Source organism: Colwellia sp. E150_009, assembly GCF_053543955.1.
Window position 1 is genome coordinate 1 of sequence record NZ_JBHFOM010000058.1, and the last position, 25,660, is coordinate 25,660.

Annotated in this window: 23 protein-coding genes; 12 read left to right on the top strand and 11 right to left on the bottom strand. The window is 36.9% G+C overall.

Features of this window, described 5'->3' with window-relative positions; translation table 11 throughout:
• Positions 1-171: 171 nt before the first annotated feature.
• Genes ACE1OF_RS18120 through ACE1OF_RS18130 form a run of 3 tightly spaced genes read right to left on the bottom strand, consistent with a single transcriptional unit; the run spans position 172 to position 1,327 of the window.
• On the bottom strand, positions 172-894 hold the full coding sequence (locus ACE1OF_RS18120; RefSeq protein ID WP_448896197.1) for a hypothetical protein: 723 nt from the start codon (positions 892-894) through the stop codon (positions 172-174).
• Entirely contained in the window at positions 869-1,096 is a 228-nt protein-coding gene (locus ACE1OF_RS18125) for a hypothetical protein (RefSeq protein WP_448896198.1), read from the bottom strand. Before ACE1OF_RS18125 ends, ACE1OF_RS18120 begins: the two co-directional genes overlap by 26 nt.
• A gap of 12 nt (positions 1,097-1,108) precedes the next feature.
• Positions 1,109-1,327 carry a hypothetical protein gene (locus tag ACE1OF_RS18130; RefSeq protein ID WP_448896200.1) on the bottom strand — a complete coding sequence of 73 codons (219 nt, stop codon included), beginning with the start codon at positions 1,325-1,327 and terminating at the stop codon, positions 1,109-1,111.
• 160 nt (positions 1,328-1,487) lie between these two features.
• Here ACE1OF_RS18130 and ACE1OF_RS18135 point away from each other — a divergent pair, with 160 nt between their 5' ends.
• The 5 genes from ACE1OF_RS18135 (at position 1,488) to ACE1OF_RS18155 (ending at position 8,005) form a co-directional block, all read left to right on the top strand.
• A complete protein-coding gene (locus tag ACE1OF_RS18135) occupies positions 1,488-2,579 on the top strand; it encodes a M14 family zinc carboxypeptidase (protein ID WP_448896201.1) in 1,092 nt (363 codons plus the stop codon).
• On the top strand, positions 2,576-3,331 hold the full coding sequence (locus tag ACE1OF_RS18140) for an alpha/beta fold hydrolase (RefSeq protein ID WP_448896202.1): 756 nt from the start codon (positions 2,576-2,578) through the stop codon (positions 3,329-3,331). Before ACE1OF_RS18135 ends, ACE1OF_RS18140 begins: the two co-directional genes overlap by 4 nt.
• A gap of 86 nt (positions 3,332-3,417) precedes the next feature.
• Entirely contained in the window at positions 3,418-5,136 is a 1,719-nt protein-coding gene (locus ACE1OF_RS18145; RefSeq protein ID WP_448896203.1) for a GNAT family N-acyltransferase, read from the top strand.
• A 103-nt stretch (positions 5,137-5,239) separates the two neighbouring features.
• The gene (locus tag ACE1OF_RS18150) at positions 5,240-6,292 is read left to right on the top strand and encodes an aldo/keto reductase (RefSeq protein ID WP_448896204.1); all 1,053 of its coding nucleotides are present in this window, start codon (positions 5,240-5,242) and stop codon (positions 6,290-6,292) included.
• Between the two features lie 390 nt (positions 6,293-6,682).
• Entirely contained in the window at positions 6,683-8,005 is a 1,323-nt protein-coding gene (locus ACE1OF_RS18155; protein WP_448896205.1) for a sensor domain-containing diguanylate cyclase, read from the top strand.
• A gap of 103 nt (positions 8,006-8,108) precedes the next feature.
• Here the strand turns inward: ACE1OF_RS18155 and ACE1OF_RS18160 are convergent, their stop codons facing one another.
• Complete coding sequence (locus ACE1OF_RS18160) at positions 8,109-8,318, bottom strand: cytoplasmic protein (RefSeq protein WP_448896206.1); 210 nt, start codon at positions 8,316-8,318, stop codon at positions 8,109-8,111.
• 182 nt (positions 8,319-8,500) lie between these two features.
• Here ACE1OF_RS18160 and ACE1OF_RS18165 point away from each other — a divergent pair, with 182 nt between their 5' ends.
• The 3 genes from ACE1OF_RS18165 to ACE1OF_RS18175 all read left to right on the top strand — a co-directional run bounded on the left by ACE1OF_RS18165 (position 8,501) and on the right by ACE1OF_RS18175 (position 10,029).
• Positions 8,501-9,127, top strand: a complete 627-nt coding sequence (locus ACE1OF_RS18165) for a DUF5610 domain-containing protein (RefSeq protein WP_448896208.1) — start codon at positions 8,501-8,503, stop codon at positions 9,125-9,127.
• A 71-nt stretch (positions 9,128-9,198) separates the two neighbouring features.
• Positions 9,199-9,369: a hypothetical protein gene (locus tag ACE1OF_RS18170; RefSeq protein WP_448896209.1), complete on the top strand. Its 171-nt coding sequence runs from the start codon at positions 9,199-9,201 to the stop codon at positions 9,367-9,369.
• Positions 9,370-9,483: 114 nt separating this feature from the next.
• Positions 9,484-10,029 (top strand): DUF2780 domain-containing protein, encoded by a 546-nt coding sequence (locus ACE1OF_RS18175; RefSeq protein ID WP_448896210.1) that lies wholly within the window; start codon positions 9,484-9,486, stop codon positions 10,027-10,029.
• A gap of 102 nt (positions 10,030-10,131) precedes the next feature.
• On the opposite strand, the gene ACE1OF_RS18180 is transcribed toward ACE1OF_RS18175, so the two are convergent.
• From ACE1OF_RS18180 to pedF, 7 genes are all read right to left on the bottom strand, one after another.
• Positions 10,132-12,696: a NahK/ErcS family hybrid sensor histidine kinase/response regulator gene (locus ACE1OF_RS18180; protein ID WP_448896211.1), complete on the bottom strand. Its 2,565-nt coding sequence runs from the start codon at positions 12,694-12,696 to the stop codon at positions 10,132-10,134.
• Positions 12,689-13,837, bottom strand: a complete 1,149-nt coding sequence (gene nosP / locus ACE1OF_RS18185; protein ID WP_448896212.1) for a nitric oxide-sensing protein NosP — start codon at positions 13,835-13,837, stop codon at positions 12,689-12,691. Before nosP ends, ACE1OF_RS18180 begins: the two co-directional genes overlap by 8 nt.
• Before the next feature lie 81 nt (positions 13,838-13,918).
• Complete coding sequence (locus tag ACE1OF_RS18190) at positions 13,919-16,012, bottom strand: 4Fe-4S binding protein (protein WP_448896224.1); 2,094 nt, start codon at positions 16,010-16,012, stop codon at positions 13,919-13,921.
• A 199-nt stretch (positions 16,013-16,211) separates the two neighbouring features.
• Positions 16,212-17,732, bottom strand: a complete 1,521-nt coding sequence (gene exaC, locus ACE1OF_RS18195) for an acetaldehyde dehydrogenase ExaC (RefSeq protein ID WP_448896214.1) — start codon at positions 17,730-17,732, stop codon at positions 16,212-16,214.
• A gap of 258 nt (positions 17,733-17,990) precedes the next feature.
• A complete protein-coding gene (locus tag ACE1OF_RS18200) occupies positions 17,991-19,754 on the bottom strand; it encodes a PQQ-dependent methanol/ethanol family dehydrogenase (protein ID WP_448896215.1) in 1,764 nt (587 codons plus the stop codon).
• 240 nt (positions 19,755-19,994) lie between these two features.
• The gene (locus ACE1OF_RS18205) at positions 19,995-20,888 is read right to left on the bottom strand and encodes a substrate-binding periplasmic protein (RefSeq protein WP_448896216.1); all 894 of its coding nucleotides are present in this window, start codon (positions 20,886-20,888) and stop codon (positions 19,995-19,997) included.
• A complete protein-coding gene (pedF, locus tag ACE1OF_RS18210) occupies positions 20,875-21,273 on the bottom strand; it encodes a cytochrome c-550 PedF (protein ID WP_448896225.1) in 399 nt (132 codons plus the stop codon). Before pedF ends, ACE1OF_RS18205 begins: the two co-directional genes overlap by 14 nt.
• Positions 21,274-21,647: 374 nt before the next feature.
• On the opposite strand from pedF, the gene ACE1OF_RS18215 reads away from it, so the two are divergent.
• The 4 genes from ACE1OF_RS18215 to ACE1OF_RS18230 are packed head-to-tail and all read left to right on the top strand — an operon-like array spanning position 21,648 to position 25,310.
• A complete protein-coding gene (locus ACE1OF_RS18215) occupies positions 21,648-22,802 on the top strand; it encodes an ABC transporter substrate-binding protein (RefSeq protein WP_448896218.1) in 1,155 nt (384 codons plus the stop codon).
• Between the two features lie 14 nt (positions 22,803-22,816).
• Positions 22,817-23,797, top strand: a complete 981-nt coding sequence (locus tag ACE1OF_RS18220; protein WP_448896220.1) for a YVTN family beta-propeller repeat protein — start codon at positions 22,817-22,819, stop codon at positions 23,795-23,797.
• Complete coding sequence (locus ACE1OF_RS18225) at positions 23,794-24,522, top strand: ABC transporter ATP-binding protein (protein ID WP_448896221.1); 729 nt, start codon at positions 23,794-23,796, stop codon at positions 24,520-24,522. The genes ACE1OF_RS18220 and ACE1OF_RS18225 overlap by 4 nt, the downstream gene beginning before the upstream one ends.
• Complete coding sequence (locus ACE1OF_RS18230; RefSeq protein WP_448896223.1) at positions 24,522-25,310, top strand: ABC transporter permease; 789 nt, start codon at positions 24,522-24,524, stop codon at positions 25,308-25,310. Before ACE1OF_RS18225 ends, ACE1OF_RS18230 begins: the two co-directional genes overlap by 1 nt.
• Positions 25,311-25,660 lie beyond the last annotated feature (350 nt).

Below are 25,660 nucleotides of genomic sequence, written 5' to 3' on the forward strand. Positions count from 1 at the left end.
GCGTTATTGATTTTGACAAGGGAACAACCATTCTCTTCAATCAATGCCTTGCCTCTAAGCCTTTTAATTCTCGCTGAGTGGGAAAGAACTTAATCAACTTGGTATAAGTGAGCAATTACTTTGATTTGCTTAACGGATTTAATTTTAACCTTGGGTACTTGGGTATAGTGTTTACAGCAAAGAACTTCTTTCTTGAAATGCTTTTTGGCTAGGTTTTTCTTTTAGGGATTTGAATATACCCAATATGCCTGCTTCTAGGGTAAGTATTTCAGGGCTGTCACAGCTAAAGGTGTCCATTGTTTTATGAACACCGTCTAGTATTTTAACCATGGAAGGATGTGCCATCATATTTGAAAAATCACTTAAGGTTCGCGATGGGCCCGTCTGCCCACAAATCTGATTGCACATTGGCACCATGGTGATAGGTATTTTATAGTCACTGTATAGCGCAACGCTGTCATGCCTTTCTATCACATTGTCATCTTGGTCAACAATGTTATAGGCTTGTGTGTCAGACCGAATACTTAATGTTTGTTGTGCTCTATTACAATTAGGGTATTTTTTGTCAAATAGATGTAAGTAGTACTCTGCAAAATATGGGAAAAGATTCAACGTGTTTTTTTTAGGAGTTTCAAATCCCATTTTTTGTAGTAATACGTTAGTAACCAGCAAGTGATTTTTGTAGCGTTCAAGCATGTTTTGAGTGAAACTTTCATTTTGTGCTGTAAAGTCAGTATAATTATTATTGTAAATAGCGGTAATAAAGCTAGCCGCAGGAAAGTTACAGTATGCTTTAGTTAAACATTGTTTATTATAAGCGAGTACCGATTCTTTAGTTGCCTCTAAAACCGCTTTTGGTGCTAACTCTTTAAATAGGGTAACCAAAGCGTTCAATGGCGTTTTCTGCTGGGGTAAAAAACACCTCGACTATTTCATCTTTATAGCTAAAGGTATTACCTGAGTCAGCGTCTTTGTAATAAGAAACGGTATTGGCTTTTTGTAACTTTTCATACCAATTAAAACTTCGAGTATGATCACCAGGTAAAAATATGCCTGTAACGCCATAAAGCCTATTTACTTTGTTTTCATTATACATTGACCTTTTGGCTCATATTACATCGATGCCTGTTGCTTCAACAATAAAAATATCTTTGTTCTTACTTATTACCCAGCTTGGGTTAATGGCATTTGAGGGTAAATTGCTATACTTATCAATAAGTGAATAACTAGACGCTATTTTGTGAGCATCAGTAAAAGCACAAGCTAAATCATCGGCATAGCTAACACCATCTATCAACGTTAAGGCTTGCCATTGGTCAGAAGACAAAAGTACTTTGTCTTCGTTGGTTATTTGCTGTTGAATGTATTGCTGACTGTTTTTTTGCTAAGGCGTAGGTACAGTAACTCACTTTACTTTGTAATCAAAATGTCATAAATGTAAGATTACAATGAGCTCAATTTATTAACTGAGTCTAGGCAAAATGCCAGTGAGTGACCACTTACCAAACTTTTCCAAAAAGTTCGCAAGCTTTTCAGATTACCTTAATGATGAAATTATTGAATTATTGCCTGAATATGAAAGTATCTCGACACTAATACAGCAAGGTCAAGGGTTCATGCAGGCAGAGGTTCACGCTGTGCTTGATGCAAAAATGAGTAAGCACAAAACACATAAACTGCCCTTAGTAGGTTTGTCTTTTGGTAGTACGAATATTAATGCTCCCGCAATTACTTTTATTGGCGGTATTCACGGTATTGAGCGCATTGGTAGTCAGGTTGTTTTAAGTTATCTACATACGTTAGTGTCGCGAGGAAAGTGGGATAGTAATTTTATGCGTTCATTAAACAATATTCGCTATAATTTTCTGCCCGTGATGAATCCCGTTGGTATGTTGAAAGGGACTCGCTCAAATGGTAATGGTGTTGATTTAATGCGAAATTCACCCATTGATGCACAAGAAAAAGTGCCTTGGTTTGTTGGCGGACAACAATTGAGTCGTCATTTACCCTGGTATCGAGGTAATGGGAGTCTTGAATGTGAAAATCAATTATTGGTGGATTTTCTTAAGCAAGAATGTCTGCATCGACCCTTTAATTTAGTGCTAGATTGTCATTCAGGTTTTGGTTTTCGAGATCGGTTGTGGATCCCCTATGCCTACCGTAAAAGACCACCGCGCACAGTCGCTAATTATTTTGCTTTATATCAGTTGTGGCAACAAACGTATCCTCATAATAATTATGTTTTTGAACCGCAGTCAAGGCAATATACTACGCACGGTGATTTATGGGATCATGTTGGAAAAATTGTGAAACATGAATTTAATAGCTCGTTTTTATCCTTAACATTAGAAATGGGTTCTTGGAATTGGGTTAAGAAAAGCCCGAAACAAATGTTTTCATATCAAGGATTATTTAATCCTAATGTTGAGCATCGTTGGTCTAGAGTTCAGCGTAGTCACTTGGTTTTATTTGACTTTTTAACGCAAGCAGTTTCAAATTATTCAAATTGGTTACCCACAAACCAAACAAAAAGTGATATGCGTAAAGCGGCGGTTAAACAATGGTATCGAGCAACATGAGTCGACATTGGTTATTATTAAGAGGCCTTGGGCGTGATTATCGTCATTGGGGGACATTTATAGCAAAATTTCAACACGCTTTTCCTGATGATGAGGTGAGCGTTTTAGATACCTGTGGAAATGGTGATTTTGCTACACTTAACAGTCCACTTCTTATTGCCGAGTATACAGATCACTGTCGCTTGATATTAGGTGAAAAATCAGAAAAATCGTTAGCTAATATCCATTTAGTCGCTTTATCATTAGGTGGCATGATTGCACTTGATTGGGCACATCGATTTCCACAAGAGATACGGTCAATCACCCTGATTAATACTAGCGCTGCTAACCTGACACCATGGTATAAGCGAATTAATTTGGTTGCTGTAGCCAGGTCACTTTTGGTTATTATCAGCAAAGGCAGTGATGAAGTTATTGAAAAAGAAATTTTACAGCTCACCTCAAATAAACAGCAATATGCTGAAACCCTAGTTCACTGGACCGAATATCGACGTGTTCAACGTACAAGCTTTTTTAATCTGATCCGTCAGTTACTTGCCGCATCACGCTTTAAAGTGAAACCTTTAGCTAACATTACGTTATTGGTGTTAACTAGTAGAAAAGATCGTTTGGTAAATAATATAGCCAGTCAGCATTTACATCATTATTTGGGGGGAACCTTAGTTGAGCATTCAAGTGCTGGTCATGACCTCCCTCTAGATGAAGGGAATTGGGTTATAAGGCAAATTAAGCAGTATCTAGCTTTGTCATAAAGCTGTCACTTAAACGTCAAATATTAGCCATATAGATAAGTTACATTACTGAAATAGACAGTTTATCTATTGATGGCGGACTTAATATGTTTAATGTTGATCAGGTGGTTTCTGAAAATCTACCCCAAATGCACCCACAATCTTTGGTGGGTAAAAGCTTTAGAAATATTTTACGTTATCTGTTACATGAAAAAGCATTACTGAACATTGAAAAGCAATATCCCTTTGCTAAAGGGGTAGATTATGCTGAGGCTATGCTTGACCACTTTGATTTTGGTTATTGTCTTAGCGATAAAGACAGAGAGAAAATTCCTGCAACGGGCCGAGTCGTTATTATTGCTAACCACCCCATTGGTACCTTAGACGGCGCAGCATTGATTAAAATGGTCAGTGAAATAAGACCTGATTTTAAAGTAGTGGCCAACAAGGTACTGATGGGAGTTAAACCATTACATCCTATTTTACTGCCTGTTAATAATATGGGTGGAAAAACGGCCAAAAAAAATCTTGAAGCTATTTATCAACACCTTAACAACGAGGGAGTTGTGATTATTTTTCCTGCGGGTGAAGTGTCTCGTATGGGGCCTGCTGGCGTTCGTGATGGAAGTTGGCATAAGGGTTTTCTCAGTTTTGCTACCGCCACTAAATCCCCTATTTTGCCTGTTTACATGGATGCACGAAATTCAGCGCTTTTTTACGCAATATCAGCAGTTTATAAACCATTATCGACCTTGCTTTTGATAAAGGAAATGTTCAAACAAGCTCATAAACGTATGAACATCAAAATAGGCGATGTTATTCCTTTTGAACATTATGATTCGTTAGACGTGCCTGGGCAGAGTAAGGTTAAATTGTTCAAAAAACATTTGTACAATATTGCGCGTAATAAAGCGGAAATTTTAAAAACTGAAAAAGCGATTGCCCACCCTGAGAATCGTGCAGAACTCAAAGCGGCAATAAGCGAATGTGAAATGCTAGGTAATACTACCGATGGTAAAGCGATTATCTTGTATCGTCATCAAGATAGCTCTCCTATTATGCGTGAAATTGGGCGATTAAGAGAAGTCGCTTTTCGTTTGGTAGGGGAAGGAACAGGAAAACGTCGCGATATTGATGGCTATGATCAAGATTATTTGCATTTGGTTTTATGGGACGATAAAGATTTAGAAATTGTTGGTGCCTATCGTTTTGGTGAAACCCAAAAACTGATTAATAACTCACAATCACAAGGATTATATACTAATACTTTATTTGATTATCAGCCTAGTATGGAACCAATATTTACTCAAGGATTAGAGCTGGGGCGAAGTTTTGTTCAGCCTCGATATTGGGGTAAGCGAAGCTTAGAATATTTGTGGGTTGGTATTGGCGCTTTCGTTGCAAGAAATCCTCAATACCGCTATTTGTTTGGGCCTGTTAGTATTAGTAATGCATTACCCACAGCAGCTAAAACTTTGCTTATGCATTATTACCAATATTACTTTTTAGATGAAAAAATGCTGGCAAAAGCAAAAACACCGTTTCAGTTAGATGAGTTTGAAAAGGATCAACTTAGCGCGGCATTTGAAGGGAATGATAAAGAAAAAGACTTCACTACCATGAAGCACCTACTGGCTAATGTGGGGGTGAGTGTGCCAACATTATATAAACAGTATTCAGGGTTATGCGAAGAGGGTGGTGTGAGTTTTTCAGCATTTAATATCGACCCTGATTTTAACGACTGTGTTGATGGTTTGGTGGTGGTTGATCTTGACAAATTACTACCGAAAAAGCGCCAACGTTATATTGATATCCATAAAAAATAGTTTTTTGTTACATTATTAGCGTAACTATTGGTTGATTAGTTTTCACCTGTGTTCAAGCAATAGTATAATAATTACAATTTAACTAACGTAATTACAGGTAATTATGAAATATTCTTTATTAGGAAGTAGCGATTTATCAGTTTCTGAAGTTTGCTTGGGAAGCATGACGTGGGGTTTACAAAATAATCAAGAAGAGGCTAATCAACAAATTGATTATGCACTATCACAAGATATTAATTTTATTGATACGGCTGAAATTTATGCTATTCCTCCTACACCTGATACTTACGGAAAAACTGAAACAATTATTGGTAATTGGCTCACTAATAATCCTAGTAAACGAAAAGATATTGTGTTGGCAAGTAAAATATCTGGCTCAGGATTACCTTGGGTAAGAGAGGGCAGCCCGATATCAGGTACAAATATTGAACTTGCTGTTAATGAATCATTAAAACGTTTGCAAACTGATTATATTGATTTATTTCAATTACATTGGCCAAATCGTGGTTTTCCGCATTTCGGTAAACATTGGCCGAACGAAGTGGACTTTACACAAACAACTACAGCCCATGAAGTTGAAAATATGCTTGATATTTTGCAAGGCTTATCGCGCTGTGTCGAAGCAGGAAAAATAAGGTATTGTGGTTTATCAGACGATACACCGTGGGGTATTAATACCTATTTAAAACTGAGTGAGCAATATGATTTACCACGCATTGTGTCGATTCAAAACGAATTTAATTTGCTCCACCCACAAGATGCACCTTATCTAATTGAAAACTGTATTAGAGAGAATATTGCCTACCTGCCTTGGTCACCGCTTGCAACGGGTATATTGTCGGGTAAATATTTAAACAATGCTCTACCTAAAGGTAGCCGATGGACATTTGAACAAAGAAACGGCATCTTTAGAAATACCCCTTCAACACATAAGGCAACCGCAGCCTATGTTGACATTGCCAAGCAGTATAATATTACTCCTTCACAATTGGCATTAGCATGGTGTAAGCAAATTCATGGCGTGACCTCTACCATTATTGGCGCAACAAGCATGGTTCAGTTACAAGAAAATATAAAAGGATTTAACCTTGAACTCAGTACAGCAGTATTAAGTGATATAGATAAGGTATTACGAGAATATCCTGCACCGTATTAATATTAGGTATTGAGTATTAGAAGTTTATCAATTTTTTTTCTTATAAAGGGAACTTTTCCACTTTGGGATACTCTTACTATATGAATATGTTATTTCCCTAGTGTTTTATGTTTTATAATGCGTTTACTTGATTTCAAGTAAACGCTTTTTTTTGTTTGAATTACTTTACCGTTTACTTGCTATGCTGTTTGAAAATAAATAGGCATAAAAGTGTATTTTTCTTGGGAAATACGGTTATCGTTTAGTGATCATATCGTGTAAGATTATAACGCACACATGGATCTGCTAGATATTTCTTTTCAGAAATATCTACAGTGTTATTTCTATGAGCTCAAATTCATTGATTGTAATGTGGAGTTTTCCATACATTCCACTTTAGGTAGACGAAGTATGAAAAAAACTACAAAAGACATTGATATAGCATGCAGCACAGTGTCTCATAATTTACTATTAACTTCTGCCCTTAATCATCTTCCCGAAGCTGTTTACCTTATTGATCCTGAATCCTCCAATATTTTATATGCAAATAAAATGGCTTGTGAATCTGTGGGGATGACAGAAGCAGAAATTATTAATAACTCTGTTTTAAGTCTACAAGATTCCGTTTTTAATCAACCACATTGGAGCGAAATTGCTGAAGTCATTTCACAATCACAAAAGCCTTATGTATTTTTAGGATATCATCAACGTAAAGGCGGCCGTTCTTTCCCCGTAGAGGTTCGTACGTCTAATATATACTATGAGGGACAGCATTTTTTCTTATCTGTTGCTCGTGATATTAGCTTACGTCAAATGAGAGACAAAGAAATGGAGGCGCATAAGCATAGTCTGTGGTATGCACTTTATGAAGCTTCAGATGGAATATGGGAGTGGAACATTGAGAATGATAGCCTGTATGTCAGTCCCAAACTGATGCAAATGCGAGGTTATGGCCCCGAGGAAGATGCATCAAAGGTTGATTTTTGGATAGATGGTATTCACCCTGATGATAAAAATAGAGTGCTTGCCGTAATGCAAGAACATTTGCAAGGACGTACCGATAAGTTTGAAGCTAAATACCGTTTAAGAAATCGAGCTGGTCACTATATTTGGGTTGATGACAGAGGAAAAGTCAGCAAAAGAAATGCACAAGGTGCCCCAGCTATTGTTGCTGGCATGGTACAGAACGTGACGGATCAGGTTGCTCTACAAGAAAGGTTAGAAAACCAAGCTGCACGAGACGAACTCACAGGAGCTTTTAACCGTCGGGTTTGTCATGAGATTTTGGAACAACAAATTGCTACTTCTCGCATTAACGGCGAACCATTTGCCGTTGTTTTTATTGATATAGATTATTTTAAAGCCATCAATGATCAATATGGGCATCGAGTAGGGGATATCGCTTTAAAAGCCTTTGTTAATAAAATGGAGGAGCACCTTAGAGAAAATGACTTATTGTTTCGCTGGGGAGGAGAAGAGTTTCTCGTACTTTTACCTGATTTAGAAGAAGCGAAACAGCATACAGTGGCTCAGAAGTTATGCAAAACCATTGAAAGTAATCGCATTACACTCGCTGATAAAACTGAAATCTCGTTGACAGTTAGTATGGGGGTTTCAACTTATCCTACCCATGGTTCAACAAGAGACCAACTAATAGAAAAAGCCGATATTGCAATGTACAGAGCAAAAGCTAATGGGAGAAATCGGGTTGAACTCTATAGCGATAGTGAATAAATTACACCGCGATAACATATAAGTAATCTGTAAAGGTATCTCTTACAGATTACTATCTAATGCCTTTTGGCCCAGTTGTTTGCGTCAAACAACTATCTATTTCTTAAGCTTGAATGTTTATATTGTTGCCAATATTTCCTACGGGACTGCTTGTGCTATTAGAAGTAGAAGGTGCTGCGCTTTCAATTAATTGCAATGCCATTTGACCTTCTTCTTCCGCAAGTTCTTTTGCTTTTACCGCGACACGTAATATTGTGCCATCACCACCATTAGCAGGGGCAAAACTTGGGGAACTATTGATATTGATAGACATAATGCCTCTCCGTAATAATAAACAGGTAAAGATATAAGGTTGTTAAATAATAGTGCTTAATCTAGTTATCGGCAAGTTTAATTAAAGCTTGAATTCTTTTTTAAACCTGCGTTATTTAATTCTTAAGTTATAATTAACTTAGCCGATACCTAAGTATGGTTTAATAAACAGAGGCAAGTGTTATGAGTTCATCAATACCCCCTAATACCACCTATAGTCAAGATGCACGAGCATTATCAAAGTCGGCTGATAAAGTAGATAACATGTCTACGGGTCAACAAGCCTCTAAGCTTGAAGATGATCAAAAAATTGAGGAAGCGCAAGCGCCAATCAGTCTCTCTAATAAACAACAGCTTAATGCTGCGATTATAGAATCTTCTTTGAACTACAATACAAGTATTGCTGATCAGCCTTTATCGCTGGTATTAAAAACAGCCCTACAAGGAATTAATGAAGCACTTAATGAAATGGGCGTTGAGAATACTGTTGAAGAGGCTTATGAGTCGGGCGTAGACTTTAGCCCTGAAGCAGTGGCAGAGCGAATTGTTTCTTTTAGTACCCAATTTCTAAGTTCGTATCGAGAACAACACCCAGAAATGGACGAAGAAGAAGCTTTAAATGCTTTTGTTAATATTATTGGCGGGGGTATAGAGCAAGGTTTTGATGAAGCTAAAGAAGTACTAACCAGTTTGAACGTGCTTGAGGGAGATATTAGCGATACTATTGATAAAACTTATGCTTTAGTTCAGGAAGGCTTGCAGTCTTTTGTTGAATCATTTAATAGAACCGAGGAAGAGCCAGCACAGTAAGGGCTAGAATTTATTTATCGTCATTTATATAATATAAAACAGTGTAAATATTAACTAAAAGTGAGTTGGTTTTGTCTGAAAAAACAATTAAGTTTGAATTTGAAAAGCACAATAAAAATAGTATTCGATATAAAGAAGTACCTGAAAATGGTATGCCACCTATTTTAGGTTCTATCTATGTGCAAAAATGGTTTGCGGGAGAAAGTAAGCAGCTAGAGGTCACAATTAAAACAGAAAGCTAATATCTGTAATTTCGCTAACCAGAATGTAGACTAGTATTATTGTTCCTGTGTTGAATGAGAATTGTTGTATACTAGTTTTTAAACAAATTATATTTTTACACTATAGGAAATTTTATGAAAAAGCTTATCTTACTTTTAACTGTTGCCACCTTGAGTAGTTCAGCAATAGCAGAAGAAACTAGCTGGCTGGACAGTTTAAAAAACCTTGTTGGTTTGGGTGATACTCAAGAACAAAATGCAGTTGCAAAGTTAAGTAGTGATGGTTTGGTTGATATGTTAACGAGTGGGTTGGGTGTAAACACAGACCAAGCATCTGGAGGCATGGGTGCAATTTTGAACTATGTGAAAAACAATGTATCAAGTGATCAATTTGGCCAGCTTGCTAAATCGTTACCAGGGGTTGAAGGGCTAGTTGGACAAATGCCTGATATTAGTCAACTTAGCTCTGGTGAAGGTTTAGGTGGATTACTTGATAAGGCTTCAGAATACAATGAGTCATTAAAATCTATTAATGATGTTAAAAGACAGTTTGAAGCACTCGGCTTAAAACCAGAAATGATCACCAGCTTTATTGCAAGTGCTCAACGTTATTTAGATACGGAAGAAGGCCAACAGGCAAAACAAGTATTAACTCAAGGTTTAGCAAAACTATTAGGTTAGTTGTGTTTTCTTTAATCTTGAACTGAATCAGCGCTGTGATGAAAGCACATAACATGATAGTGCTGATTTTAGCTCAAGTGATTTCCTTTAATATCTTTATTATTATTTCAATAAATATAACATGGATGTTTTTAGTTTCATCGGTTTTACAGGTTTGTTTAATAACAGTATATCGCTATTACTGACTTCATTTTTTAGTTCTTTGCTGTAATTTGCCGTGATCATCATGACAGGTAAGGGTAAATCGCGACAATTATTAATTTCATTGGCAACGTCTAAGCCATTTACGTCATCATCAAGATGATAGTCTACTATTAGAATATCGGCGTGATCATGATTAGTGTCGACCTGCTGTTGAAGGTGTTCTAGACTTATTGCGGTTGTTACGATACAACCCCACCCTTCAAGTAGCTGTGACATGCCTGCACAGACGTTAGCATCATTATCAATAAGCCAAATATTACTATTTGTTAATACGGAGGTTGCTAGCATAAATTGTGTAGGATCATTTGACCGTGATACTTGGTTTAATTCGCCCAATGGTACTTTAACAGAGAATACTGACCCTTTGTTTAAAGTAGAATTAACCATAATAGGGTGCTCAAGCACTTTTGATATTTTATCAACAATAGCTAAGCCTAACCCTAGCCCATTACGAAAGGCATTTTGAGAAGGTTTTAGCCGTTTGAATTCTTTAAATATTTCTTGTATTTGGTCTTGGGCAATACCCATGCCGTTGTCCCATACTTCGATCGATATTTGATTCCCTTGCCGTCTGCAACCAAGTAATACTTTACCATTACCAGCGTATCTAAAAGCATTAGAGAGAAAATTACGCAATATTCTGGCTAGTAATACACTATCACTGTTTATTACTACGTCACTGCTGACATACCGCAATTCTACTTGAAACTGTAGGCTGATTTGTTGGTATTCACTGACCAGATTGTTGAGTAGTTCAGAAAGTTTGAATGAGCATTTATCGGCTTTTACAACACCAGCATCAAGCTTTGAAATATCAACTAAAGTACATATTAAGTTTTCTAAATCATCTAATGAATTAGCAACCGAGCCAAGTAATGTTTTGGTTTTCCCTTCAAATGGAGCTTCCATTAGTGAACTAGTAAAAAGCTGTGCAGCATTCAAGGGTTGGAGTAAATCATGACTTACTGCTGCGAGAAACTTAGTTTTAGAACTGTTAGCAAATTCTGCTTCGCTTTTGGCTTTTAGCAGGTTAGCTTGAGCTTGTCGACGTTCTTCTACCTCGAGTTGTAATGTGTTATTTAAACTTTGTAATTGAGATGTTCTTTCTTTCACTCTAACTTCAAGCAAGTCATGTGCTTTTTGTAAAGCAAGGGCATTTTTACGTCGTTCAGTAATATCGCGAATGAGTACAAAAAAACCTTGTACCTCGCCATGCACATCTCGGTTAGGCACATAAGATTTTAATAAGTAATTTGGCTCATTAAATTTATTTCTTTCTTCAATTTCAAAACTAACACTTTCCCCGTTTAATGCGCGATCAAGGTAGGGTTTCAATTGAGTAAAGTCTGTATGAACTCGACTTAGTTCTAGCTCTAGCCCATTAAGGCCACCTTGAGGCCAACCGTACCAGTCAACATATACTTGATTGGTGAATTGATATTTTAGATCTTTACCAACATACGCAATCATCGCAGGTACATTGTCTGTAATTAATCGTAGCCAACTTTCACTTTGCCTTAGTGATTCAGCATTGCGATAACGTTCGGTTATATCGGTATAGGTTTTAATCGTTTTACCGTTATTTAATCGGTGATCTCGTATTTCTACAACGGTTCCATTTGCTAAAGTCTGGGTGTAGTAGTCAACGTCTGAATTTAATTTTGGTGTTAAGTCTAGCTCAGTCAGGTTTTTTAAATAATGAGTGTTAGGCATTGACCGTAAAAGATGAGGAGACAATTGGCTTATGCGAGCAAAACGCATGTTCCAGACTTCAATTTTATTATGGCTACTGATCAATATTACGCCTTGAGATAAATTGTCTATCAGGTTTTGTAATAATAGTGATTTCTGTGCCATGCCACGTTCATAACGAGCACTTTCGGCATTTTTTACTGCGGTAATATCAGTATAGAGCATTACCCAGCCACCTTCGCTGGTACGATGCTCATTTAATTGAAACCAGCGATCGTCTGACAACTGGTATACAGGGCTGGCGAATGCGTCACCTGGTGATGCTCGTCGAATAATGCCGCGTGTTTTTGCTAAATCTTTCAAATCGTTAAGGTTAGCACCTTCTTTTATGGGTAAGCCCGAGTCAGTCCAAAAGTTGGCAAAATTACTGTTTTGTAAAATGATTCGACCTTTACTGTCAAGTAAAACGAAGGCTTCAGAAATACTTTCGATAGCATCTATAAAGCGTTGCCGGAAAAGGTTTGCTTTATCATTTGCTTGTTTTAATGCATGGTTAGTACGTTCAAGTTTCGTTAAGGTTTCATTTAATGTTTGGGTTTTTTCTCTTACCTGTTCAGCTAAATGAACTGAATGTTCAAACGCAGTATAGGGGGCATATTGGTTTTCACCGCTGTCTTCAACGCGCTGCATTAGGGCATCGTTAATTTTTTTTAATTTGCTATTTTGTTTTTTTAATTGCGCTAATTCTTCTATTAAGGTTTGTTCATTCATCCATGCCTCCTGCGATATAAACGCCAGTAAAGGTTTGATTTAAGTGAATACCATTTATGTGCTCACCATAGGTATTGAAACCTACGATGTTGTACTGGGCATTCAAAATTTTTCCTTGTCTTTCTAAACCTTTTTGTTCTATCTCTAATCGTCTTAAAAAACAGTCACATACCAGCACTAATTCAGATTTTCCTCGACGTTGCTCAATCTCATTTAATTTCTGTGTTACTGGTTCATATATGTCGCCCATGTCTACAGCACTTAATACGATACCTATATCGACAGCGCAATAGAATGTGAGGCTTAAGTCCTCTTCATTAACTTTTTGAATAGAACGAATATAATATTGACCACCAACTTTTACTGCTAAAGGGTTAAGTGAGAAAACTTTAGGGCTTAAGTCTTTTATGTTCATATTCAAAAGTTTTGCGTATTCAAGTGCGGCAGGCTCTGCGTTTAATTCATAGACTGTTCTACTGTCAGCATCAGCCGCTGTTACTACTAACCTTTCTGTTGGCTGTTTAATGTGATTACAATTAAAAACTTCAAAAGATAAAACGGTGTTTACCATGATCACAATAGCGGCATTTTGATAAAATCGCCCTTGATAGTAAACATGGGTTTTCCCTAAGATTATATCGTCACCAGCCGAACCACCAAAGTGGGGCGTGCCTCTTGCAGCAGCGTTTAGCGTTACTAAAAACTGTTCTTCGTCTGAAGAAAGGCCATCAAGTAAAGTAAGTAAGAAACTATTGTTTTTAATCGTTGTTAAGTTTTTAGATTGGCATTGCTCTACCAATTCATTGATAGTAGATTGTGCATTTATAGTATTGAACTTTTCCATTGATTCAACTAACACAGCACTGATAGCAAAGTAGTAACAAGAAAAACCAATAGCCACTATTGAGTGTTGTTCGTAACCTTTGTTTGTTACTTCTCCTGCTGTGGTGCAACCAACAACATCTATGTCTTCAAATGCATTATTCATATTTTCTGCTAATGAATCTAATTCATAAGTTGATGAGCAATAGAAAAGTACAAAAGATATATTTTCTTGGTTTAGTTGTTGATAAAGCTCTTGGCTTGCAATGAATGGATCAGTTGCTCTACTGATTGCTGTTATAGTTTTTATTGGGTTCATATATTTGCCTTTGATGACGTTTTAGCTTTGTATTTTTTATGTTTATATTTCCTTATTTATCTATCATATCGTTTAGCGAGTTTAGTTCATAACCTTTATGTCTAAAGACCTTGATGTTTTGCTTTTTCTTGTTGTTTTATTTGAATATTTATTTACGACACAAAGTTGAGGGCTTTCAATTGTAACTAAACACTCTAAGCATTGAATGCATTCACCGTAGTCAATAGAGCCGTCAATGTTGATAGCGTCGATACCACACTTTTTGGTGCGACAAAGATGACAGGGTGAACCACACTCTTTTCGACGTCTTAGCATTTTAAGTAAGGGGAACCGTCCCAAAATGGCCAAACCAGCACCTAAAGGACACAAGTATCGACAATAAAACTTATGGATTTTTAAGCTAAGCACTAGTAATATTATGGCGTATAAAGCAAAGGGCCAATAGCGAATAAAACTAAGTGTAATGCTGGTTTTAAATGGCTCTATTTCTGCTAGCTTTTCCGCCAATGTTAAAGAATAAAATGAAATTCCAACGAGAATAAATAGTGCAATATATTTTATTTTTTGCGCTATTTTATGATGATGCGGTTTAACCTTGAACTGCTTTATTTTTAATTTATTAGCAATTAACGTTACAAATTCTTGCAATGCGCCAAAAGGGCATAGCCAACCACAAAATAAACCTCTTCCCCACAAAAATAATGTAATAAAGACAAATACCCATAATACAAAAATTATTGGGTCGAGTAAAAATACCTCAATATTGAATCCTTTGTTAAGTGAGAGTAGCAAAGTGTAAATATTAACAACAGATAGCTGCCCTTGTGCATAATAACCAATAAAAGCAACGACAAAGAGTAAAGAAATAAACCGCACTTGATGGGTGGTTTTGGCATTTTTGGCTAAGGTTTCTTGTTTAATAAATAACAAAGTTAATAAAATTAGGTAAACGCCTAATATTATTATTTCAGTGCTACGGCTTATCCAAATTTTAACCCATAAGGGAGATTTATCAGTGACGTTTTCTTTTGGTTCTTGATGCACAAATAATGCTTCAGGCAAGGTGGTTTGAATAGAAAAATTGTGTTGCTGTTTACTTAAAAAAGACTGGTTATAACTAACATTTAAGGACAAAGAAAATGCATTATTGAGTTCAAAACCTGATTGAGATTTTATTCTAAACACCTTAATGTCATTAAAGTCTGGCAAGGTAAGTGCAAAAAAGGGGTCATAGTAACTGTAAAAATCAATATCCCGAATATCTACGGGAAGAGTACCTTGTGTGGCGCTTAAACGGTTAGGTACGGTTTGTGGAATAAAATCTTCACTAACAAAACTATAACTTCCACGATTCAAAACCATTAAGGCATGTTCTCCTGGTTTCAAGCTTTCAAGTAAACGCTGGTATTCTTGCTCGCCTAACAAGTTTTTACCAATAATAGGAATATTTACAAAGGCAAAATACAGTTCAATAAAATTGTTTTCTCCTTCGCTTAATGCGTTTATTTCATCGGATAATGCAATGGAGGAGTTGTTAGTAATTGCTATGGCTTGTTCTCGGGTTAACTTCCAATGGCCAATATAATTGCGCTCAACAAGCTGGTCAAAGGTGAGTGTTTCGAAGAACTCAGAGTTAATAGAAATATTCGAGGGAGCAAGAAATCCTGAGAGTTTTTCACGTGCCACTTTAAGGGCAGAAGCAATAATGGTGTCATTAATCACTAATACTGAAATGGTTGCCCGTGTAATTCCATCTAAATAAGTAGTGTCGAGTGCTGTTTTATCGCGTGCGTTAATAATAAAACGCTTTTTAATGGAATGTCCTTGGTATTGTTTGATAAATCGAAAGAGGGGTTGTTCGCCTAAACCGTGTAAAAATATGGGTTCATGGTGATTCAATATTTTTAAGCCAGTGAGTACACCCTGTGTATCAATACCTATTAGTAAATTGACAGTTTGCCCTGAAAAAGCAATAAAATGGGTGAAATCGTCAGATTCAAAAACATAACCTAGTAGTTCATTTAGTTGATAAACAGGTGTTACAGGGATGTCTTTGTCAACAGGTCCTATGCGAGTTGCGCTAGGAAATATTTGGGCAATATCTTCAGAAATTGACGTGGCATTTTGGCTATCACTAACATTAAATGCAAACGTGTAAAAAGAGGGTGTTAACATAAAAAAAAGGGCGAATAATACCCTGATTTTAAGGTGGTATGATCTTTTTAAAGGCATGCTAACACCCAAGTAAATTTTTATAATCTCTGGAAATATTATAAAAAGCTAATGTATATTGCTTGATTCTCCTTGGAATAAATGAGTACTTTTGTATAAAAGCAAAGCACTCATTTATCCAAAATATCGAGTTGGAGATAGTTTAAAAGAACCCTAAAGGACTTGTGCTATAGCTTACCAATAGGTTCTTAGTTTGCTGATAATGATCAAGCATCATTTTGTGGGTTTCACGGCCTATACCTGATTTTTTATACCCACCAAACGCAGCGTGAGCCGGATATAAATGATAACAGTTAGTCCATACTCGGCCAGATTCAATACCACGACCCATTCGATGAGCAAGGTTAGCATCACGTGTCCAAACGCCAGCACCTAAGCCAAAAGCAGTGTCATTTGCTATTTGTAATGCTTCTTCAGGGTTTTTAAACGTAGTAACAGAAATGACTGGGCCAAAAATTTCTTCTTGGAAAACTCGCATTGAGTTATTACCTTTCAAAATAGTTGGTTGGATATAGAAACCAGTTTCTAGTGAGCCATCTAAACTCTCATGTTGACCACCAGAAAGCACAACTGCACCTTCATCTTTACCTATTTGTAAGTAGCTTTTTATTTTATCATATTGCTCTTTAGACGCTTGTGCACCAACCATAGTGTTAACATCAAGAGGATTACCTTGAATGATGTTTTTGGTTTTCTCAAGTACTTTTTCCATGAATAAATCGAAAATATCTTCTTGTACTAGTGCACGAGAAGGACATGTACAAACTTCACCTTGGTTAAAGAAACCTAACGCAAAGCCTTCAGCACACTTATCAAGATAATCGTCTTCAAATTGCATAATATCGCTAAAGAATATGTTTGGTGATTTACCACCAAGCTCTACCGTAGAAGGAATTAAATTTTCAGCAGCACATTTTAATATATGTTGCCCAACAGGAGTTGAACCAGTAAAGGCAATTTTACCAATACGTGTGCTAGTTGCTAGGGCTTCACCTGCTTCTTTACCATACCCATTAACAATGTTTAATACACCATCAGGTAATAAATCAGCAATCAATTCCATAAAGACAAGAATACTTGCAGGTGTTTGTTCCGCTGGTTTAATGATAATACAGTTACCAGCAGCTAGCGCAGGAGCTAATTTCCATGCAGCCATTAGCATAGGAAAATTCCATGGAATAATTTGACCAACAACACCAATAGGTTCATGGAAATGATACGCTACAGTATCGTCATCTATTTGTGATATAGAGCCTTCCTGAGCACGGATACAACCAGCATAATAACGGAAGTGATCGACAGTTAACGGAATATCAGCATTGAGTGTTTCACGAATTGGTTTACCGTTATCCCATGTTTCAGCAACGGCGATTAATTCAAGATTTTCTTCAACACGTTCAGCAATCTTTAATAATATATTTGAACGTTCTTGTACTGAGGTTTTCCCCCATGCTGCTTTTGCTGCATGGGCGGCATCAAGTGCTAACTCAATATCTTCAGTGCTTGAACGTGGAACTTCACAAATAACCTCACCTGTCACAGGTGTTGTATTAGTAAAATAATTTCCTTTAACGGGAGCTACCCATTTACCACCGATAAAATTTTCATACTTGGGTTTAAAAGAAACAACAGAATTTTCGCTTCCCGGATTTGCATAGATCATATATCACCTCATATCGAGACCTGCCAGAGTATTACTCTTTCCGTGGCCCTGTTTTGTATTTCCTTTGGTTGGCACCAAAGCGTTTTTTCATGTTTCTAGTGTAGTATTGGTTGGGTAAGTGAAACTATTATCCCTTTGCATTGAAAACATCATACTTTAGAGTGAATTGACCGATTTTAATTGACCTACAGCTTAGATAAGTTAATAAAAAAGGCTTTTGAATCAATTCAAAAGCCTTTTTTTTGCATATTAATGAGATTATTTAGGAAGTTTAAATGTCCATACACTACCACCTTGGTTTAGGTGTTTAACACGTTTAGCTACATCGCCACCCCAAAGAGGAACCGCACCACCCCAGCCAGAAAGAACACTTAGGTATTGTTCACCATTCATTTCCCAAGTAATAGGTGATCCAACAATGCCTGAGCCAGTATTGAATTTATACTTCACTTCACCTGTTTTAGCATCAAGTCCTAACAAGTACCCTTCAGGGTTACCTGTAAATACTAGGTTACCTGCAGTGGCTAATACGCCTCCCCATAATGGAGCATAGTTGTTATAACGCCATACCACTTTACCTGTTTTAGGATCTATAGCTTTCAATACGCCAATGTAACCTTCGTTGATTGCTTTAATGGTAAAGCCAGCGCCAAGGTAGGCTGCACCTTTTTTATAAGCAGTCGGTTCATTCCAAATGTCCATTTGCCATTCGTTTGAAGGTACGTAAAATAATTCAGTATCTTGGCTATAAGCCATTGGCATCCAGTTCTTACCACCTAAGAAAGCGGGAGCAGCTACAACTGTACTACCTTTTTTACCATTTTCTGATGCACTAGGGTCGCTTGGTCTATTACTATCGATATAAATAGGGCGACCATTTTTATCAAGCCCAGAAGCCCATGTTTGTTTATCAACAAAAGGGAATCCACGGATAAAATCACCATTTTCACGATTAAGTACATAGAAGAAGCCGTTTCTATCAGCAGTTGCTGCCGCTTTAACGGTTTTTCCATTTTGTTTATAATCGAAAGAAACAAGTTCATTTACGCCATCGAAATCCCAACCGTCATGCGGTGTTGTTTGAAAGTGCCATACGATTTTACCTGTATCAGGGTCAATAGCTAAACGTGATGATGAAAATAGGTTGTCACCAGGGCGTAAATGCGAGTTCCATGGTGCTGGGTTACCTGTACCAAAGAAGAGTAGATCAACATCAGCGTCATAAGTACCACCTAACCAAGGTGCCGCGCCTCCTGATTTCCAAAGTTCTGCTGGCCAAGTTTGTCCTGGTTTGCCGCCAGAAATACCGTTTTCCATTTTTTTACCATCTTTCCAGATGTAGCCCATATGGCCTTCAACTGTTGGACGTTCCCAGGCTAACTGACCATTTTTCGCATCATAAGCACTGACTTTACCAACAATACCAAATTCACCACCGGCCACGCCAGTGATTACTTTGCCTTTAACAATAATTGGGGCTGCCGTAATTGAATAGCCTGCTTTATAATCTTCTACTTTCTTTTTCCAAACAACCTTACCAGTGTCTTTATTAAGGGCAACAAGTTTTGCATCGAGCGTTCCAAAAATAACTAGGTCTTCGTATAGTGCGGCACCACGGTTAATAACATCACAACAAGGCATAATACCATCAGGTAATCTGGCATCATATTGCCAAAGTTCGTCACCTGTATTTACGTCTATTGCATAAACACGAGAGTAGGAGCCAGTAATGTACATAACCCCATCTTTAACCATGGGTTGCGATTCTTGACCACGTTGTTTTTCTCCCCCCAGAGAGAATGACCAAACGGGACGCATTTCTTTAACGGTATTGGTATTTATTTTGTTAAGTGGGCTATATCTTTGCCCTTTTAAACCAAGCCCGTAGGTTACTACATCGTCAGTGGTCATTTGGTCGTTAATAATATCTTTATTCGTTACACTAGCATGTGCTAAGCCAGTTAACGCTAAAGAAATTGCCATAGATAATGACAATACCTTGGTTTTACCTGCTGTTATCATTGTTATTTCCTCTTGGGTTTTGATTCTGATTAACGATACTTGTTAATAAGCTTCCTTTCTTACGTAACTCTACTTAATTCATGTCTTTCATCTAAATACATGTCATGCCTGTCATCCAGATACATGAAAAACCATTTAAGCAGGTTATATCAATACTAAAATGTATCTATTTGGCTTGCTATCACTCAGCAGTAGAATTTTTTTCATCACTTAGTATGACAACAAGGAGGATGTTGAAAGCTATTGCTGAGTAGTAGAATACAGAGGAGGAGTTTGGTAGATGGCATGATATTTTTTAAATATTTTCTCCATCAAACCCTGTTTTATCATGGCTGAGACGATATCATCAATGGCATAACCTAATTGACGGTAATCACTTTTCACTGCCATGCCAATATCCCATTGCTGTTTTCCTATCATAGGAAACGCATTGCTCGCTAATTGGTATGTGTTGGAATCGACTTTATGTTGATAATGACTTATCTGACTACGTAATCCCATTACCGCATCAACTTTGTGTTCTTGCATAGCTGAAATAGCTAACGGTATTGAAGCATACTGCTTTGTTCTGTTTTGCATGCGGCCATTAAAAGCTGATATGAGATAAAATTGTGGGATAGAGTCGATTTCTACCCCAATGTTGTGATATTGGAAGACAGCCATAGTGCTAACGGTGTCAATATTTTTACTATTAAACACAATTTTCCATGACTCTGTATGGTAAGGGGCAAACATATGTACCTGAGCATGTACTAATTCACCAATATCATCGCGCAGTTCAGAATATTTTTTATCGTAGGGAACTCTAAGCATTAGGTCTGCAACAGTGCGTTTTAGGTAATGTCCTTTCCAAAGATTGTTACGTAAATCATCTTCGACATTTTCATCTGCAGTGACCCACCTTAACTTAAGTGTGACACCTAACTGTTTGGCAATATGCTTTGCAATGTCAATATCAATGCCTTTTGCCTGTTCATTTTCTTGGTATGAAAAGGGAACAAAATCATTATAAACAGCAACGGTAATCTCATTAGTTTCAATGATATCGTCATATGACCGTGCGAAAGCTGTTGTGCAGAATATTAGACAACAGCTTAACCATGCAATCAGTAAATTGTAATTATTGCTTTTCACTGACAGACTCTAACCAGGTACGAATAGACCAAAGGGCTTCTTGGTTCAAATGTTCAGTCATTTTAGGCATATAAACTGCACCGTTACGCACAGCACCATTTTGAACGCGATAGATATACCATTCATCGCCATCATAATCAGCTGGTAATTGGCGTAAATCTGGCGCAATACCTCCAGATATGCCGCCTAAACCATGACAGCGAGCGCAATTCTGATTATAGGCTGATGCCCCAACACGTAAAATTTCTGTACGGACGTCACCTTCTGTATCTCGGTATGGGTTAGTATCAGCCCATTCTTCGCCTAATGTGGGCAATGTTGATGTGTCTATGGCTTGTGGTGTTACTGAACCATGAGCCCCTGCCCCAAATGAACAAATAGACATTAATGCAATTAAATAATGTCGCCCTAAATAATTAAACTTAAACTTTCCCATCACTTCGTACCCCATTCTCTCGTAAATTAATAAATGTGTTTTATTTTTTATGGAATCATCATAACGATATTGCTTAGGTTCAAGAATTGTACTTTAGCGCGGTTGGAACTCATCCTTTAGTATGAATTTATCGATAGAAAATGATGAATTTGTTTTTATTTTCTTGTATATCATTAGGTTATGCTACTATTGTTAGTGTGTTAACTTTTTCACTTTAAGTATTTTTTTCTATATGCTTAGTTTTCTGTTTGCTTTCTATTGTATTTAGTTAAAGCATATCAATTTGACACATAGTCATTGATCATTTTTTGTTTGAGGTTGTCATGTTTTTTTTTAAAAGTGTTGTTATTGGTATGTTGTTACTTTGCTTTAATGCTGTGTCGGCTCCAATCACCCTTAATATTAGTTACATTAAACTCATTCCAGAAAAACCACCTGTTTTTTCTCGTCTGTTTGAAAAGCCAGAAAACAGTGGTTATCTTGGCGCAAAACTAGCGATAAATGATTCGAATACTACGGGTAAATTTTTGCAGCAGTACTTTAATTTAAGCTATTTTACAGCAACAAAAAAAGCACAATTTTTAGATTATTTAGACAGTGAATACTTAAAAGGTCAACGTATTTTCATTATCGAAGCGTCGTTATTACCCGAAGTTGATCGGTGGGCTAAAAATAAACCTGTGTTATTGTTTAATGTGAGTGAATCTGACGATGAGCTACGTAATAGCCAATGTTTGAATTCTATATTTCATACGATACCTAGCAATGCGATGAAGTCTGATGCGCTTGCTCAGTGGTTACTCTATCGTCGTATGAATAAAGTATTATTAATACGGGGTAGCAAAGCAGAAGATATTCAACTTGCAACGTCATTTAAACGTTCTGCGAAACGTTTTGGTTTAAAGATTATTGATGAAAAGCAATGGGACTTTAATACCGATCTCAGACGTAGTGCTCAACAAGAAATTCCGTTGTTCACACAAACAGTTAAAGATTATGACGCGGTATATGTAGCCGATAAATCAAAAGATTTTGCAGAATTCATTCCTTTTAACACGTATTTGCCTCGCCCTGTTATTGGTTCTGCTGGCTTAGAAGCTTTGGCATGGCATGGCGTGATTGAACAGTGGGGGGCAGCGCAGTTACAAACACGTTTTACAGAAATGGCAGATAGACAAATGAATGAGCAGGACTTTGCGGGCTATCTTGCTGTACGCAGCGTTGCTCAAGCCGCACATAAACTTCATTTGAATGATATTAATAAGCTTGTAAATTATATTGATTCAAAGAACTTTGATTTGGCGGCTTACAAAGGACGAAAACTTAGCTTTCGTTCTTGGAGTAAACAATTACGAATGCCATTAGCATTAGTACATCCTCATGCTTTGGTATCGCAATCACCTCAGCCTGGTATGCTTCATCCGTTAACTGATCTCGATACTTTGGGCTTTGATGCTCAAGAATCTCAATGTAAATAAGGCGTGTACGACTTATGAAAAATAAACCTTTTTTAAACTTATTAATTTTGGCAACATTCTTTAGTTGTCAATCAACCTATAGCACCGAATTGGCCTATGTTACCAATGAGAAGGATGACAATATTTCGGTTATTGATTTAAGCGAAAATAAAGTGGTGAAAACAATTGCCGTAGGACAGCGACCTCGTGGTGTTATTATGAATAAAGATCATACTCTTGCTTATATTTGCGCAAGTGATTCTGATAGCATTCAAATTTTAGACTTAAAAACAGAGCAAATTATTGGCGAATTACCTTCGGGAGAAGACCCAGAAACGATTGCTTTACATCCTAATGGCAAAACTATTTATACGTCTAACGAAGATGATGCCTTACTTACCGTTATTGATATTGCTACGCGTTCTGTTATCACACAAATAGATGTTGGTGTTGAGCCTGAAGGCTTAGCAGTAAGTCCCGATGGAAGCATTGTAGTTGTTACGTCTGAAACGACTAATATGGTGCATTGGATAGATACAAAAACCCACAAAAACTTTGCAAACAGTTTAGTTGATGCAAGACCTAGATCGGTTAAGTTCACTGACGATGGTAAGTTTTTATGGGTTAGTGCTGAAATTGGTGGCACGGTGGTAATATTTGATGTGGCAACTCAACAAATTATTCAAAAATTTTCTTTTGAAATTAATGGTATTCATCGTGATCGAATTCAGCCAGTTGGTATTGAATTGACAAAAGATGGGCGTTTTGCGTTTATCGCATTAGGACCTGCAAATCATGTTGCTGTGATTGACAGAAAAACGATGAAAATAGATAAATATTTATTAGTGGGGCGAAGGGTGTGGCAGTTAGCTTTTAATGAAGATCAAAGTCAGTTATTAACCACTAATGGTATTAGTGGTGATGTGTCTGTTATTGATGTTGACCAGATGAAAGTAACCAAATCAATTAAAGTGGGCCGCTACCCTTGGGGTGTAGTGGTACGGCAAATACCATGAGTATTGAAACCAAGCTACTTAGCTTTTGTTACGGTAGAAAAGCCGTTATTGAAGAACTAAATTTAAACATTAACATGGGCTTTAATGTGTTGCTTGGTCCTAATGGCGCAGGAAAAAGTACCTTGTTTTCAATGTTAACAGGGCTTTATCAAGCTACATCGGGTTCTATCAAAATCAATGGTTATGATTTAAAAACCGATAGAGCGCAAATAATGCGGTCGATGGGGGTTGTATTTCAACAAAGTACGCTAGATCTTGATTTATCTGTAAAACAAAACTTGGTTTATTATGCGGCTTTACATGGTATTTCTTCATCGCAAGCTTTAGTCAATATTAGTGAAATTTTGTCACAACTTGAATTAACGCCGCGACTGAATGATAAAGTAAGAACATTAAATGGCGGCCATCGTCGTCGTGTTGAAATTGCACGGGCATTAATTCATCAACCCAAAGTTTTGTTACTTGACGAAGCCACGGTTGGTTTAGATATTGACAGTAGAAAGATGATTACAGAATACGTTGGTACACTTTGTCAGCAACTGGGGATTTGTGTTTTATGGGCAACTCATTTAATTGATGAAATCTCAGCAGAGGATCAATTAATTATTATTAATGAAGGAAAAATTAAAGCTCAGGGTGTCAGCAAACAGCTATGTGAAACGCATAAGGTTGCTGATATTTATCAGCTTTATCGCACGTTAACTACTAACGTGGAGCTTATCTAATGAACCTTAGTTATATTTATTGCTTTATAGGTATTGTTAAGCGTGAAGTATTACGTTTTTTTCAACAACGTTCCCGTTTATTAAGCGCATTAGTTAGGCCATTACTTTGGTTAGTTGTTTTTGCATCAGGCTTTAGGGCTGCCTTGGGGGTTTCAATTATGGAACCTTATGGTACATACATCACCTATCAACAATATATTGCCCCAGGGTTGTGCTGTATGATTATTTTATTTAATGGTATGCAAAGCTCCCTTTCTATGGTGTATGACAGAGAAATGGGTAGTATGAAAGTGCTATTGATGAGCCCATTACCAAGGCCATTTTTATTATGCTGTAAATTAATTGCTAGTGCGCTGCTGTCACTATTACAAGTGGTAATATTTTTGTTACTCGCACAGTTGGTTGATGTTGATATTCCGCTTATAGGTTACTTTACTGCAATACCCGCAATTTTCTTAATTGCCTTTTTTCTCGGGGCATTAGGATTAATGCTATCTAATTTAATTAAGCAATTAGAAAACTTTGCAGGTGTAATGAATTTTGTTATTTTTCCTATGTTCTTTCTTTCTAGTGCGTTATATCCGTTGTGGAAAATGCAAGAGGCAAGTATTTGGCTTTATTGGCTATGCCAATTTAATCCTTTTACTGCCTGTGTAGAACTATTACGATTTGCGCTTTATGGGCAAATGAATACAGCGGCATTAATGACTGTATTAATAGCGACAAGTATAGCGTCAATTTTTGCTTTAATGAGTTTTAAACCACTGCATGGACGTAGTGGTAGATGAAGTGGCTTTGGTTTACTGCTTTTTAAAAAATTTAAAAAGCAGTTTGTGTTTATTAGTGTTTTTGTAGATGCGCAACTTAAATTGATAAATCCCCTGAATTTGGCTGAATAAATGTATCTTTAGCTGCTATTGATGCAAAATTTTCCTTGCATATTAATACCAAGTTGATTAAGTTCTTGCCCACTCAGCGAGAATTAAAAGGCTTAGAGGCAAGGCATTGATTGAAGAGATGGTCATTCCCTTGTCAAAATCAATAACGCCGCATATAAGCCTTTTAAACTCGCCCTTTGGGAGCTCATTAGCAAACTGATAACATCACAAAATTGAAGAAATATAGAGTAACTATGTTT

What these genes read in the sequence shown, in the direction of transcription:
- ACE1OF_RS18140 (WP_448896202.1), top strand. Translation starts at nt 2,576, where the DNA reads ATGAGTCGACATTGGTTATTATTAAGAGGCCTTGGGCGTGATTATCGT.
- ACE1OF_RS18165 (WP_448896208.1), top strand. Translation starts at nt 8,501, where the DNA reads ATGAGTTCATCAATACCCCCTAATACCACCTATAGTCAAGATGCACGA.
- ACE1OF_RS18150 (WP_448896204.1), top strand. Translation starts at nt 5,240, where the DNA reads ATGAAATATTCTTTATTAGGAAGTAGCGATTTATCAGTTTCTGAAGTT.
- ACE1OF_RS18190 (WP_448896224.1), bottom strand. Translation starts at nt 16,012, where the DNA reads ATGTTAACACCCTCTTTTTACACGTTTGCATTTAATGTTAGTGATAGC.
- ACE1OF_RS18180 (WP_448896211.1), bottom strand. Translation starts at nt 12,696, where the DNA reads ATGAATGAACAAACCTTAATAGAAGAATTAGCGCAATTAAAAAAACAA.
- ACE1OF_RS18125 (WP_448896198.1), bottom strand. Translation starts at nt 1,096, where the DNA reads ATGTATAATGAAAACAAAGTAAATAGGCTTTATGGCGTTACAGGCATA.
- ACE1OF_RS18225 (WP_448896221.1), top strand. Translation starts at nt 23,794, where the DNA reads ATGAGTATTGAAACCAAGCTACTTAGCTTTTGTTACGGTAGAAAAGCC.
- nosP (WP_448896212.1), bottom strand. Translation starts at nt 13,837, where the DNA reads ATGAACCCAATAAAAACTATAACAGCAATCAGTAGAGCAACTGATCCA.
- ACE1OF_RS18160 (WP_448896206.1), bottom strand. Translation starts at nt 8,318, where the DNA reads ATGTCTATCAATATCAATAGTTCCCCAAGTTTTGCCCCTGCTAATGGT.
- ACE1OF_RS18230 (WP_448896223.1), top strand. Translation starts at nt 24,522, where the DNA reads ATGAACCTTAGTTATATTTATTGCTTTATAGGTATTGTTAAGCGTGAA.
- exaC (WP_448896214.1), bottom strand. Translation starts at nt 17,732, where the DNA reads ATGATCTATGCAAATCCGGGAAGCGAAAATTCTGTTGTTTCTTTTAAA.
- ACE1OF_RS18175 (WP_448896210.1), top strand. Translation starts at nt 9,484, where the DNA reads ATGAAAAAGCTTATCTTACTTTTAACTGTTGCCACCTTGAGTAGTTCA.
- ACE1OF_RS18215 (WP_448896218.1), top strand. Translation starts at nt 21,648, where the DNA reads ATGTTTTTTTTTAAAAGTGTTGTTATTGGTATGTTGTTACTTTGCTTT.
- ACE1OF_RS18220 (WP_448896220.1), top strand. Translation starts at nt 22,817, where the DNA reads ATGAAAAATAAACCTTTTTTAAACTTATTAATTTTGGCAACATTCTTT.
- pedF (WP_448896225.1), bottom strand. Translation starts at nt 21,273, where the DNA reads ATGTCTATTTGTTCATTTGGGGCAGGGGCTCATGGTTCAGTAACACCA.
- ACE1OF_RS18145 (WP_448896203.1), top strand. Translation starts at nt 3,418, where the DNA reads ATGTTTAATGTTGATCAGGTGGTTTCTGAAAATCTACCCCAAATGCAC.
- ACE1OF_RS18200 (WP_448896215.1), bottom strand. Translation starts at nt 19,754, where the DNA reads ATGATAACAGCAGGTAAAACCAAGGTATTGTCATTATCTATGGCAATT.
- ACE1OF_RS18155 (WP_448896205.1), top strand. Translation starts at nt 6,683, where the DNA reads ATGAAAAAAACTACAAAAGACATTGATATAGCATGCAGCACAGTGTCT.